The organism is Anoxybacillus sp. MB8, from assembly GCF_011006755.1.
Lineage (GTDB): Bacteria > Bacillota > Bacilli > Bacillales > Anoxybacillaceae > Anoxybacillus > Anoxybacillus gonensis.
Genome location: NZ_RXXX01000026.1, coordinates 25,776 through 38,882, shown reverse-complemented (window position 1 = coordinate 38,882; position 13,107 = coordinate 25,776). Strand labels below are relative to the sequence as shown.

General features: G+C 42.1%; 11 protein-coding genes. 8 read left to right on the top strand and 3 right to left on the bottom strand.

Annotated features, from left to right (window positions below):
* The first annotated feature begins 319 nt into the window (after positions 1-319).
* A complete protein-coding gene (locus tag EKC99_RS10075; RefSeq protein WP_163151745.1) occupies positions 320-1,222 on the top strand; it encodes an ABC transporter ATP-binding protein in 903 nt (300 codons plus the stop codon).
* Complete coding sequence (locus EKC99_RS10070; protein WP_163151743.1) at positions 1,212-2,441, top strand: ABC transporter permease; 1,230 nt, start codon at positions 1,212-1,214, stop codon at positions 2,439-2,441. Before EKC99_RS10075 ends, EKC99_RS10070 begins: the two co-directional genes overlap by 11 nt.
* Positions 2,442-2,465: 24 nt before the next feature.
* Here the strand turns inward: EKC99_RS10070 and EKC99_RS10065 are convergent, their stop codons facing one another.
* Entirely contained in the window at positions 2,466-2,936 is a 471-nt protein-coding gene (locus tag EKC99_RS10065) for a PCYCGC motif-containing (lipo)protein (protein WP_163151741.1), read from the bottom strand.
* A gap of 117 nt (positions 2,937-3,053) precedes the next feature.
* Between EKC99_RS10065 and EKC99_RS10060 the strand changes: the two genes are divergently transcribed.
* Complete coding sequence (locus tag EKC99_RS10060) at positions 3,054-4,976, top strand: FapA family protein (RefSeq protein WP_163151739.1); 1,923 nt, start codon at positions 3,054-3,056, stop codon at positions 4,974-4,976.
* A gap of 115 nt (positions 4,977-5,091) precedes the next feature.
* On the top strand, positions 5,092-7,068 hold the full coding sequence (locus EKC99_RS10055) for an acetoacetate--CoA ligase (RefSeq protein ID WP_163151737.1): 1,977 nt from the start codon (positions 5,092-5,094) through the stop codon (positions 7,066-7,068).
* Positions 7,069-7,115: 47 nt separating this feature from the next.
* On the opposite strand, the gene EKC99_RS10050 is transcribed toward EKC99_RS10055, so the two are convergent.
* Complete coding sequence (locus EKC99_RS10050) at positions 7,116-7,667, bottom strand: Uma2 family endonuclease (RefSeq protein ID WP_163151735.1); 552 nt, start codon at positions 7,665-7,667, stop codon at positions 7,116-7,118.
* A gap of 138 nt (positions 7,668-7,805) precedes the next feature.
* Here EKC99_RS10050 and EKC99_RS10045 point away from each other — a divergent pair, with 138 nt between their 5' ends.
* The 3 genes from EKC99_RS10045 to EKC99_RS10035 are packed head-to-tail and all read left to right on the top strand — an operon-like array spanning position 7,806 to position 11,366.
* Positions 7,806-8,192: a MerR family transcriptional regulator gene (locus EKC99_RS10045; protein ID WP_163151733.1), complete on the top strand. Its 387-nt coding sequence runs from the start codon at positions 7,806-7,808 to the stop codon at positions 8,190-8,192.
* The gene (locus tag EKC99_RS10040) at positions 8,189-9,718 is read left to right on the top strand and encodes a class I adenylate-forming enzyme family protein (protein ID WP_163151732.1); all 1,530 of its coding nucleotides are present in this window, start codon (positions 8,189-8,191) and stop codon (positions 9,716-9,718) included. The genes EKC99_RS10045 and EKC99_RS10040 overlap by 4 nt, the downstream gene beginning before the upstream one ends.
* Positions 9,696-11,366 (top strand): acyl-CoA dehydrogenase family protein, encoded by a 1,671-nt coding sequence (locus tag EKC99_RS10035; protein ID WP_163151730.1) that lies wholly within the window; start codon positions 9,696-9,698, stop codon positions 11,364-11,366. The genes EKC99_RS10040 and EKC99_RS10035 overlap by 23 nt, the downstream gene beginning before the upstream one ends.
* A 34-nt stretch (positions 11,367-11,400) precedes the next feature.
* Here EKC99_RS10035 and trhA read toward each other — a convergent pair whose 3' ends face one another.
* Positions 11,401-12,036, bottom strand: coding sequence for a PAQR family membrane homeostasis protein TrhA (gene trhA, locus EKC99_RS10030; RefSeq protein WP_163151728.1), 636 nt, complete (start codon positions 12,034-12,036; stop codon positions 11,401-11,403).
* Positions 12,037-12,151: 115 nt separating this feature from the next.
* Between trhA and EKC99_RS10025 the strand changes: the two genes are divergently transcribed.
* A complete protein-coding gene (locus tag EKC99_RS10025; protein ID WP_163151726.1) occupies positions 12,152-13,078 on the top strand; it encodes an alpha/beta hydrolase in 927 nt (308 codons plus the stop codon).
* Positions 13,079-13,107: the final 29 nt, after the last annotated feature.

The window sequence follows — 13,107 nt, the reverse complement described above, 5'->3', positions numbered from 1 at the left end:
CGCGCGCCTTTGGTGGACCAAATCCTCCATTTCCGCCCCTAGTTGGCTTCCCAACTCATGCATTTCCGTCCGGAGCTGGTTGCCCATCTCTTGCATTTCAGCATGAATTTTGTCTGAGAATAGTTCGAGCGCTTTCACAATTTCTTTTACCATTGTTTCTTTCTCCACTTTGCTTCACCTCCTCTTTATTTTTCATTATAAATGAATGACGGACAAGAAAGAAGTATGTTTCTCATCATTTTTGGAACATAAAAAGTAAATATATGAAACTTTTACCTAGATTTATACGTTATAATGAAATAAAGGAGGAGTGAGAAACATGGGTTTAGTTTTAAAACATGTGACAAAACAGTTTGGTTCGTTTGTAGCAGTAGATGACGTAACATTATCGATTCCAGAACAGCGTATGTTTGGGTTTCTTGGAGCGAATGGAGCAGGAAAAACGACAACATTTCGAATGATTTTAGGGTTGCTTGAGCCGACGAAAGGGGAGATTACATGGAACGGTGAACGCATCACATATAAGCATAGCCATCTCATTGGATATTTGCCGGAAGAAAGAGGATTGTACCCAAAGTTAAAAGTAAGAGAACAACTCATTTATTTAGGAAGATTGCGAGGGTTACATAAAGAAGACATTGTAAAAGAAATGCGTCATTGGCTTGAGCGTTTTAAAATACCACAATACGAACATCAAAAAGTAGAACAATTATCAAAGGGCAATCAACAAAAAATTCAATTTATCGCCGCGGTATTACATCGTCCGTCATTGCTTATTTTAGACGAACCGTTTAGCGGACTAGATCCAGTAAATGTAGAAATGTTAAAAGGAGCAGTGATTGACTTACAGCAAAAAGGAACAACAATTGTCTTTTCCAGTCATCGGATGGAACATGTCGAACAACTATGTGAACATATATGCATTATGCATAAAGGAAAACCGATTGTGCACGGATCAATAAAAGAGTTAAAGAGATCTTTCGGTAAAAAAAATGTGATCATTCACGGAGAGTTACCGTTTGAAACGTTAGGAAAAATTCCAGGCGTATTGAAAATGGAGAAAACGGTTGAAGGAGTTCGTTTGCAAATAGCTGATGAACACGTATCGCAGCACATTCTTGAACATATTTATGCAAAAGGATTCATTCGTACGTTTTCGTTAGAAGAACCGTCGCTTAACGACATTTTTATTGAGAAAGTAGGTGCGGCGTATGAACAATAAATTTTGGATTGTTTTTGCTCATACGTATATGACGAAATTAAAATCAAAATCTTTTTTCATTTCAACCATGATTACTGCTCTCATTATATTTGGTATTGGTCAGTTAGATCGCATCATTGAAGCGTTTAGCGATAATGGTCAAAAAACAATTGGTGTGATCGATCAAACGAACGGATGGTATGAAGCATTGCAAGCACAAATGCAGTCAAATAAAGAAATAAAACTTGTTCGCCACAATGAAAATGAAGAACAAGCGAAAAAATATGTTCAAACAGAAAAGTGGTATGCGTATATTGTACTTCATGTACAGAACGGACAACTAAAAGTGGCATATTATGCAAAAAATATTGCGGACAGTGATGTCACGCATGAAATTGAGCAAGCACTACAGCAAGTAAAAATTGTGATGATGGCAAAACAAATCGGGTTAACATATGACCAAATCAATGCACTGTATGCACCGATTGCGATAGAAAAAGTAGCGCTTGAAAAACACGCAAAAACAGAAGAACAATTAGATCAAGCTAGAACGATCGTGTACGTTTTGCTGTTTGCGATGTATATGTTCGTGTTAATGTACGGAAGTATGATTATGATGGAAGTGGCAACAGAAAAGTCATCACGCATTATGGAAATTTTAATTTCAAGTATTTCACCCGTTCAACAATTATTCGGGAAAATTTTAGGGATTGCTTTGTTGAGTTTGACGCAGTTTGTTGTGATTCTCACTGTCGGTTATACATCGTTGCAAAATAGCGATATGTTAAGTCAGTTACTTGGAATGGAAAAACTACCACTTTCTTTAATTGTATACGGAATGGTCTTTTTCTTGCTCGGTTATTTGTTATATGCGATGTTATTTGCTGTGCTTGGTTCAATTGTTAGCCGAGTAGAAGAAGTGCAACAAATGGCCGGTCCTGTGACGATGCTCGTTGTTGCCGCGTTTATTATGGCGATGTTTGGTTTGAATGTACCAGAATCTCCGTTTATTACTGTAATGTCTTTTGTCCCGTTTTTTACTCCGATGATTATGTTTTTAAGAATTGGAATGTTAAATGTTCCAATTTGGGAAATTGCCCTTAGTCTCATTTTGCTCGTTGGAACCATTGCCTTTTTATTCGTGTTCGGATCAAAAATATACCGTGGCGGTGTGCTGATGTACAATCAAGCGTCTTCCTGGAAAGATCTCAAACGAGCGTGGCAATTAACGAAAAGATGAAAACCGAGCGAGTGGCTCGGTTTTTTACATTGGTTTTGTTGGTGTTGGTTTCGCATATCCCTCTTTATATGTTTCATCAATGAAATGTCGAATATCTTTGATTGACATTCCTTTTTCATATTGTTCGATTGAAATGGATGCGATTTCTAAACAAACGCCACATTTTGTCGCATGATCGTCCCAGACGATTGCACCGTTGCTTTTGTTTTCATATACAAAACAATCATAATTATTTTCATGGCCTGCCGATTCGCCACAACCGCAATAACAAGGAATGTTTTCTAGCAATGCTCGATGTGCTGCTACTTGTTCGTATAAATGGGCCATCGACTCATTGTGAGATGCTAAAAACGATGGAAGTTCATGAATTGAGGCTGTCTCTTCTCGAATATCGCCTGTCTGATGTTCAGCGACATGATCATTTTCCTTTTGTGCACAACCACTGAACAATAAACTGACGGAAAGTATGGAACTAAACATAAATCGTTTTCTCATATGGAACCATCCTTTTCAACAATCATCGTTTTGTCCGACTTTTTTCACTATTTCTTTTATCTTTTTACTATTATAATAAAAATAATAGGAAATGATAAGAAAAAAGGCGGGGGAAAAATGGATGGCATCGAAGTAAAAGGACAAACGGTAGAAGAAGCGATTGAAGAAGGGTTAAAACAACTTCAAGTCACGCGCGAAGATGTTGTCATCGAAATCATTCAACAAGAGCGTAAAAAGTTGTTTGGTATCGTTTCGCAACCTGCTATTGTCCGACTGACAAAAAAACAACAAACTGAATCAGTTATCCAAAAAATAGAAGGTAAAGCGTGGATAAAAGACGGTGTTTTACATTATGAATGTGTGCATGTAGGTCCAACGATCGTCGTTGGTGAAGGAGTCATCTGTTTACATAACGGGAAAGTCATCGAAGGAAGTATAACGTTGCAGGAAGGAGACGACGTTCGCATTTATCCAAAAGAAGAAAGCATCGCCCAATCTATTTGGAAAATTGACATAGATGCTAAAAAGCTAGAGGCAACGCTGACGTTTGCACCAGGTGTACGGCGCCGATATGTACTTGAAGATCAGCAACCAGCTAGCAAATTACATATACAAGCGAAATTGGATACAGAACTCATCTACGATGTGTCATATGAGCAAGTAGTGGCGAAACTCCAAGAATTAGGGATTGTGTATGGAGTGAATGAAGAAGCTATTCGAGAGGCGTTGCAGGCAGAGAAAAAAATAACGGCTGTGATCGCAAAAGGAATTGAACCAATCGAAGGGAAAGACGGTTGGGTGGAAGTGAAAGTAGGGGAGGGGAGAAAAAAGCCAAAAGTTCGTGAAGACGGGACGGTTGATTACAGGGAAATAGAAACGATTGCGACTGTCGGTGAAGGAGATTTAATTGCTGTTGTTCATCCCCCGCAACAAGGGAAACCAGGGTTAACGGTGACAAACGAAGTTATTCCTGTGAAAGAAGTGCATCCGGTAACGATTAAACTTGGTAAAGGGGTAACAATGGAAGAAAATAAAATTTTAGCTATACAGGGGGGACGACCACAAATTGCAAAAAAAGGAAATACAGTTGTCGTTTCGATTATTCCAAAGCTCGTTCATCAAGGAGATGTGGATTTATCAGTCGGAAACATTTATTTTAAAGGTGATGTTGAGATTACAGGAAACGTTCAAGAAGAAATGGTTGTTGAGTCACTTGGTAGCATTATGATTTTACAAAATGTCAATCGAGCAAAAATTCGTGCGCAACAATCGATTTTTATTCAACAAAACGTCATTGGCGGTACAGTGACATCAGGCGAAAATAAAATGCTTGTTACACAGCTTGTTGGTTTATTACAACAAATTCGCCATTCACTCGAGCGAATGATTGTTGCTATTCAACAACTCATGGTCATGTCTAAAATTCGTGAGCAAGATATTTATCCAATTACGAAAAAGTTGATGGAAAGTAAATTTAAAACAATGATGGAGGCGATGAAACAGTATAAAACAATGTGTGAGCAAAAGCGGGAACAAATCGGCGAACAATGGTTTGACATCGGTTCACAGTTGGACAGCTGTTTGCTTGCGGATCGCCCGAATCATTTTCATTGTTTAGAAGGGATGGCAAATTTACTGCGTGAACTTAATACGTTTATCGGACAATATGACCGTGAAGAGAATGATGCGATAGAGCTTTCTTATGCTTTAAATAGCGTCATTCATGGAAGTGGTGATGTAATTGTGACAGGAAAAGGATGTTACAATTGCAATATTTATGCCGGTGGAACATTGACGGTTCATGGGGTATTGCGCGGTGGAGAAGCGTATGCTCAAAAAGGAATGAAAGTGAAAGAAGTTGGATCTTCACTCGGCATTAAAACCGTATTGGCTGTGCCAAAAGGGGAGATCATTTATATTGAACACGCATGGGAAGGAACTGTTGTGCAATTCGGTAAAAGGACGTATACGTTTTATGAAGAAAAAAAATATGTTGAGATGAAATGGGACGATGAACGTCAAGAAATTGTATTTGGATAAAAAGGCGCAGTGGCAATAAAGGCCATGCGTCTTTTTATATATTTTTTCATCTATACATATAGTATAATAAAAATGTTCTTAATTTTCTTTCTTTTTAAAAAGGGGAGGTTGGAAAATGAAAGCGGTTACGGATGGGGATATTTTATGGACGCCAACGAAAGAACAAATCGAACAATCAAGTGTAAAAAAGTATATGAATTGGCTAGAGGTGAATAAAGGGCTGACGTTTGAATCGCATGCGGAGTTATGGAAATGGTCGGTCGAGAAACTTGAACAATTTTGGGAAACAGTGTGGGAATACGGGGAGATTCAATCGTCCGCGCCTTATACGTGCGTCCTTGAGGAGCGTAAAATGCCGAGAGCAAACTGGTTTCCAGGGGCACGGTTAAACTATGCGGAACATATTTTTCGCAACATGCAGAAGAAGCCAGCGCTTTTGTTTCGTTCTGAGCGCGTTTCACTGCGTGAAGTGACGTGGGAAGAGTTAAAACAACAAACGGCGGCGGTCGCTTCGGCACTAAAAAAACTTGGCGTAAAACAAGGCGATCGCGTTGTTGCTTATATGCCGAACATTCCCGAGACAGTCGTTGCGTTTTTGGCGTGCGCCAGCATTGGCGCGATATGGTCAAGTTGCTCGCCAGATTTTGGCGCTAATAGCGTCATTGACCGCTTCCAACAAATTGAGCCGACGATTTTGTTTGCGGTGGACGGTTGTCAATATAACGGAAAAACGTTTGACAAAGTGCCTATTGTTAAAGAATTACAAGAAAAACTGCCATCGTTGAAAAAGACGATTGTCGTTCCTTATTTGCGTGACGATGTAAAAGCGTGGGATGCGTCTGTTTTGTTATGGACGGACGTGTTGAAAGAAGAAGGCGAACTTATATATGAACAAGTGCCGTTTGCTCATCCGCTTTGGATTTTATATTCTTCCGGGACAACCGGGTTGCCAAAGCCAATTGTACAAGGACATGGCGGCATTTTATTAGAGCATGTAAAAATTTTATCCATTGAATGTAATCTTACACGCGATCGCACGTTTTTCTGGTTTACGACGACTGGTTGGATGATGTGGAACTTTTTAGTTGGCGGGCTGTTAGTCGGGGCAACAGTCGTACTTTACGACGGAAGCCCGACGTTTCCAGATGCGAACGTGTTATGGGAACTTGCCGAAAAAGCAAAAATCACCCATTTTGGCACAAGCGCAGCGTTTATTAACGTCTGCATGAAACAAGGCATTCGGCCGAAAGATACCTACGATTTTTCTCATTTGCAAGCGGTTTTGTCAACAGGATCGCCGCTGACGACCGAAGGGTTTCTTTGGGTATATGAACATGTGAAAGATGTTTGGCTCGCTTCATGCAGCGGCGGAACGGATGTATGCACCGCATTTGTCGGTGGGTCGCCGGTGCTGCCGGTTCGTGCCGGCATGCTACAATGCCGTTCGCTTGGGGCGAATGTGCAAGCGTTTGATGAACATGGACGTTCGCTGATCAACGAAGTCGGGGAATTAGTCATCACGGAACCGATGCCGTCGATGCCGCTTTTTTTCTGGAACGATGAAAACGACTGCCGCTATCTCGAAAGCTATTTTGATACGTATCCAGGCGTATGGAAACATGGGGACTGGATTAAAATTGACGATGAAGGAAGCTGCGTCATTTACGGCCGTTCCGATTCGACGATTAACCGTGCGGGCGTGCGGATGGGCACGAGCGAAATTTATCGTGCTGTTGAAACGGTTGATGGCATTCTCGACAGCTTAGTCATTGACTTAGAAGTGATGGGCCGGAAATCGTTTATGCCATTGTTTGTCGTCCTTCAGCCAGGGGTAGAGCTAGACGATGCGTTAAAACAACGAGTGAAAGAAGCTATTAAAGCGTACGTATCGCCGCGCTTTATTCCGGATGCGATTTACCAAGTCGACCAAATCCCAAAAACGTTAAACGGAAAGAAAATGGAAATCCCGATTCGCAAACTTTTATTAGGTTTTCCGCTCGAAAAAGCGGTGAACGTCGGCTCAATGGCAAACCCTGAAGCACTTTCTTTCTTTATTGAACTTGCAAAACAATGGGAACATTCGAACGTATAAGCAAGGCTGTTGCCGTTTGGCAACAGCCTTAGACATGCTCCTCTTTTTCATTGTGAGAGAAAAATATTGTCTGTATGAATCCAAAAATGACCAAATAGCTGAACAGGAATCGCGTCTCCTTTAAAATACGTACCGTAAAGTTGATATGCTCCGTCTTTTAGCACATGTACTTCCACATACTCATGAACGGGGTCAACAATCCAATATTCGCGCACCTCTGCTTGTTCGTATCGTCTATATTTAATTAAACGATCTTTTTTTGCGGTAGACGGCGATAGCACTTCGACAATGATGTCAGGTGCCCCAATAATGCGGTCATCGCTAATTTTGTTCGAATCGCAGACGATGACAATATCAGGTTGAACCCATTCGTCATTAGAAAAACAAACATCGATCGGAGAAACGAATACACGGCATGTTTTCCCACGTAAATGCGTGACAAACTCCGCGCTAAGTAGCGTGACCACCTGTTGGTGTTTCGGAGTAGGAGCTGGTGCCATGTTGTAAAGCTTTCCATCGATCATTTCATAACGATCACCATCGCTAAGCTGTACATACTCTGCGTACGTAAACGGTTTTCGCTCTTGCGGAAAGGCCATATCGTCCTCCCACCTTTCTGAATATGGTTGTTACCATTATAGCAAATGTACTTTTGATATGAATAAACATTTTTCGTTGACTTTTACGTAAACGTAAACTAAAATAAAATTCAGAAAATTTAAAAAAAGGTGAAGAGGATGAACTATTATACGATCTCCCAACTTGCCGAGCAGTTTGATGTTAGCACACGAACGATTCGCTATTATGAAGAGCGCGGGCTCATTTCACCAATTCGTACTGAGTCGGGTCAGCGGCTGTATACGAAAAAGGACCGAGCTGTTTTAAAGCTTATTTTACGAGGGAAACGGTTCGGCTTTTCATTAGATGAAATTCATGAAATGATTAGCTTGTTTGATAACGATCGCACCGGTCGAAAACAGCTGGAAAAAACAATCGCATATGGCGAGCAAAAGTTAAAGGAGGTGACGGAGCGGATTGAGGATTTAATGCAGTTAAAACAAGAAATGGAGTCGATTTTGACGGACTTTCGTGAACGATTACAAAAACTGGAGGGAAGCGAATGAACATTTCTGAGTTGTTAGCGCGCAATGCGCGAAAGTTTCCGAATAAAATAGCACTAATTGATGGCGACGTATCGTTTTCTTATCAAGAAGTAGATGATACAGTTAATCGTCTCGCCTCTTCGCTCGCTTCGCTAGGCATCACACAAGGCGATAAAGTCGTATTGTATATGCCGAACACGAAAGAGTTTGTATATGCATATTTTGCTGTCTTACGCCTTGGCGCAATCACCGTGCCCGTTAATGCGCGGCTAACTGCCCAAGAAGTACAATACATTATCGAACATAGCGAAGCAAAAGCTGTCATCGCGCACGATTGGATTTATCAAGAACTTGCCTCGCTTGTCCATACAGTTGATGTCATTTGGGTGAAAACAGGAGAGGCAACAGACGGTTGGCGTTCGCTCACGCAGCTCATTGCAAACGGCCATACGTTCCCGATCGTTTGCTCGCTGAACGAAGATGACGAAGCGACGATTTTATACACGTCAGGAACGACAGGTCGCCCGAAAGGGGTCTTGTTCACGTACCGCAATATTTTAGCCGTCGCAACGATGATGGCGCTCGAAACGAAAATGGATAAACATAGCCGCCTATTGCATATGATGCCGCTTAGCCATTCCGCACCGCTTCATTTATTTTTTATCGGCGGCATGTACGTCGGGGCCACCCATGTGTTATCAGCAACGTTTTCCCCAGAAGCATTGCTACAACTGATTACGAAACACGAAATTACCCACTTTTTCGGAGCACCAGTCGCTTATTTACTCACGGCACAACATCCACGCCTTCACGAATACGATTTATCGTCCGTCCAATATTGGACGTATGGCGGCGCACCGCTATCGGCAAAGGAAGTGCAATTTGTCGCCAAACAGTTTCGCACCGATCGACTCATGTGTTTGTATGGACTAACGGAAGCCGGTCCGAACGGGACGTATTTATCGCCAGAAGAACACGCGACAAAGGCAGGGAGCGTGGGCAAAGATGCTGCCCTTCATTGCGAAGTGAAAATTGTCGATGAACACGGCAAAGAAGTTCCACCTGGCGAAATTGGTGAAGTCGTCTTAGCTGGAGAAGGAATTATGAAAGGCTATTATAAAGACGAAGAAAAAACAGCGGAAACGGTGAAAAACGGCTGGCTATATACAGGCGATTTAGCGCGCCGTGACGAAGATGGGTACATTTGGATCGTCGATCGAAAAAAAGATATGATCATTTCCGGCGGGGTGAACATTTACCCAAAAGAAGTGGAAGATGCACTAAAGCTGCATCCAGCGATTGTCGATGTAGCGGTTGTTGGTGTGCCGCATCGTGAATGGGGTGAAACGGTGAAAGCGTTTGTTGTAACAAAAGAGCCAATTGAGCAGCTTGCGGAAGAATGTAAACGTTTTCTTTCGGATAAACTCGCAGACTATAAAATTCCAAAACTTTACGAAGCCATTCATGAACTGCCGCGCAATGCGACAGGGAAAATATTAAAACAAGTGTTGAGGGGGATGGATCATGAAACGGCTACAAGAAGTTGATCCGAACTTACTTGCTAATTTAAAAAAATATTTAGACAAAGAATTTTTTGCGTATGCGGAAGAAGAGTTAGAGAAGTTTTGGCAACGTTGCATGACCGATATCGACCGACGCGCGGTACATACAGACCGTGAAGGCCAGCCGCGGCTTATCAAATATGACCGTTTTGGCAACGATATTTCCGAAATATGGGTGAACGAAGGGTATAAGCAAACGGTGAAAGAAGCGTATGAAACAGGCATTGTCGGCTATGTCCATAAACCGATTCCCGCGCTTGGCCGCGTTGGAAACTACATTTATTCCTATGCCCAAGGCTATTTGCTATCACAAGTCGAACCGGGTTTTTATTGCCCGGTGACGCTTACGATGGCAACGGCGTACGTGTTAGAGCATTTTGCGGACGAACGAATCAAAGCAAAATATTTGCCGCACGTCATTTCGACAGGGGAAGTCGAGTTGTATGAAGGGGCGACGTTTCTAACGGAACGGCAAGGCGGTTCCGACGTTGGCGCCAATGAAGTGCGCGCCGTTTTGTGCGGCGACCATTACGAAATTTATGGGGAAAAATATTTTGCGAGCAACGCTGGCATGTGCGGTGTTGCCTTAGTGCTTGCCCGCATCGACGGAAGCGAGCCGGGAACAAAAGGGCTTAGTTTATTTTTAGTGCCGTGGCGTAATGATGACGGGGTGTTAAACGGCATTCACATTCGCCGCCTCAAAGATAAACTTGGCGTTCGCGCTGTGCCGTCAGCGGAAGTTGTATTTGAAGGAGCGAAAGCTTATTTAATTGGCGATGCGAAAAAAGGATTTTATTATATGATGGAAGCGCTCAACTTATCGCGTGTCTGCAATGCCGTCGCCTCGATTGGTATCATGAAGCGAGCGCTAGAAGAAGCGAAGCAATATGCGGAAAATCGACAAGCATTTGGGCATACACTTACATCGTATCCGATGGTGAAAGAAACGCTTGCGAACTTAACGGCGCGTCAAGAAGTACAAACGAGCGCTTGTTTTGAGCTAATCTCCTTTTTTGACCGTGTGATGCGCGCGCCAGATCACGCATCTGAGCAAGAGAAAGCATGGAATCGTTTATTAATTGCACTTTTAAAAATGCGCACAGCCGAAGAAGCGATTGCATTTGCCCATGAAGCGATTGAAATGCACGGTGGCAACGGCTATATCGAAGATTTTGTCACGCCGCGTTTGCTTCGCGACGCACAAGTGTTGACGGTGTGGGAAGGAACAGCAAACATTTTAGGACTCGAAGTGTTGCGTCTTATCCGCAAATATCGCATTCATGAAACATTTATTCAAACAATAAGCGAACAACTAGCTGCACTTCCTAGCGAAATACGTGCATTTGCTAAACCGGTGGAAAGCGGGCTGTATGAATTGGTGCAGTCGCTTCAAAAACTGCACGGACAACATGAAGACGTGCAAACGTATCACGCCAAAAAAATCGCCAACCGCCTTTGCGACTTGTATGTAAGTGTCGTCGCGTTAAAAGAAGCGGAAGAAAGCGAACGAAAACAAATCATCGCTCGCCTTTTTTTACAGCATATTTGGGGATGCGATTTATTCGATGACGAGATGTTATCGGTTCGTCATTTTGATTTAGTGATGAATGAAACGAGGGAAGTCGAAGTATAAAGAAAAAGGCAAGGAACCAAATCGGTTCCTTGCCTTATAGCAATACAAACACTGCGAAAAAGTGTGCGACAGATCCACCTAACACAAACATATGCCAAACGGCATGATGAAATTTAAACCCTCGCCATACGTAAAAAATCGCACCGATCGTGTATAAAATACCACCGCTCACTAAATACACGACTCCTTCTCGTGAAAGACCGGAAACGAGCGGTTGCCATGCAAATACAATTAACCAACCCATCACAACATAAATCATTGTCGATGTGTATAAAAAGCGATTGACGAAAAAGCATTTAAATACTGTTCCAATGAGCGCCAGCCCCCAGACGATGCCAAATAACGTCCAACCGATTGTTCCTTTTACTGCTAAAAATAAAAACGGTGTATATGTGCCTGCGATAAAGAAGTAAATGGCCGAGTGGTCAAAAATTTCGAATACCCGTTTCCATCGTCCTTCTGGCAAGGCGTGCACGATTGTCGATGATAAATACAAAATCAACATCGTAGTTCCAAATAACGTAAAACTAACAATGTGCCAAGCGTTTCCGTGCAGTGAAGCAAAAACGGTAAGCACGACGAGCGCTGCGATACTAAATAGTGCACCGATCCCATGCGTAATTGCATGAACGATTTCTTCTTCTTTTGTAAATGTATGTGTAAAAGCCAACAGTCTCATTCCTTCCGCGAAAGACATTTTATTTATTGTATCATATTGATATACATTTTTGTTCATTGTTGTTTTTGTTCGCGATATAATGGGAAAAAAGAGAGAGGTGAGAACGATGCAAATACAGGTGGAAAGGCAACGAAAGACAAAAAAGTGGCTTGTACCATCACTCATCGGAGTATTATTTCTTGCGGTGATCGCATGTGTTGCCATTTCGATTTATGTCGGCTGGAATTTGACGCATAAAGAGCGAAAAGCGGTCGTTGAGACACCAAAAGATTACGAAATGGCTTATCAAAATGTAACATTTACAAGTAAAGACGGAGGACTAAAGCTAAAAGGCTGGATCATAGAACCGACGAAACAAGCGAAGATGACCATTATTTTTTCCCACGGTTACGGTGGGAATCGTTACGAACCAAACGTGCCGTTTTTACCAATTGCTAAAGCGTTAACAGACGAAGGGTATCGCATCATCATGTTTGACTTCCGCGCCAGCGGTGAATCGGAAGGGGAGATGACAACGATTGGCGCGAAAGAAAAATATGATTTGCTCGGTGTCATTGATTATGCGAAACAACATTATCCCGAACCCATTGTGCTTTACGGAGTGTCCATGGGGGCGGCAACCTCAATTTTAGCGGCAGGTATGGATGAAGATGTTAGAGCCGTTATTGCTGACAGTGCGTTTAGCGATTTAGAAGGATATTTGCGGACATATATGCCTGTATGGACGAACTTACCAAACGTGCCGTTTACGTACTTAATCATTACCCTTATTCCGATGATTACTGATTTAGATCCAGCGGAATCCGTTCCGATTCAAGCGGTCGATGCGATTGCGCCGCGTCCCATTTTATTCATTCATAGCAAAGCCGACCCGTCCATCCCATATGAAGAAAGTGTAAAAATGTATAACAAACATCCAGACGTATTTGAGCTTTGGCTTACCGACAAAGCGAAACATGTGAAAAGTTTTGCGATGTATAAAGATGAATATATTCAGCATATGTTAACATTTTTAGAAAAAGTGAAAGAATAAAATTCTGAATATTCATTGACTTCTGATAA

What these genes read in the sequence shown, in the direction of transcription:
- EKC99_RS10075 (WP_163151745.1), top strand. Translation starts at nt 320, where the DNA reads ATGGGTTTAGTTTTAAAACATGTGACAAAACAGTTTGGTTCGTTTGTA.
- EKC99_RS10070 (WP_163151743.1), top strand. Translation starts at nt 1,212, where the DNA reads ATGAACAATAAATTTTGGATTGTTTTTGCTCATACGTATATGACGAAA.
- EKC99_RS10065 (WP_163151741.1), bottom strand. Translation starts at nt 2,936, where the DNA reads ATGAGAAAACGATTTATGTTTAGTTCCATACTTTCCGTCAGTTTATTG.
- EKC99_RS10060 (WP_163151739.1), top strand. Translation starts at nt 3,054, where the DNA reads ATGGATGGCATCGAAGTAAAAGGACAAACGGTAGAAGAAGCGATTGAA.
- EKC99_RS10055 (WP_163151737.1), top strand. Translation starts at nt 5,092, where the DNA reads ATGAAAGCGGTTACGGATGGGGATATTTTATGGACGCCAACGAAAGAA.
- EKC99_RS10050 (WP_163151735.1), bottom strand. Translation starts at nt 7,667, where the DNA reads ATGGCCTTTCCGCAAGAGCGAAAACCGTTTACGTACGCAGAGTATGTA.
- EKC99_RS10045 (WP_163151733.1), top strand. Translation starts at nt 7,806, where the DNA reads ATGAACTATTATACGATCTCCCAACTTGCCGAGCAGTTTGATGTTAGC.
- EKC99_RS10040 (WP_163151732.1), top strand. Translation starts at nt 8,189, where the DNA reads ATGAACATTTCTGAGTTGTTAGCGCGCAATGCGCGAAAGTTTCCGAAT.
- EKC99_RS10035 (WP_163151730.1), top strand. Translation starts at nt 9,696, where the DNA reads ATGAAACGGCTACAAGAAGTTGATCCGAACTTACTTGCTAATTTAAAA.
- EKC99_RS10025 (WP_163151726.1), top strand. Translation starts at nt 12,152, where the DNA reads ATGCAAATACAGGTGGAAAGGCAACGAAAGACAAAAAAGTGGCTTGTA.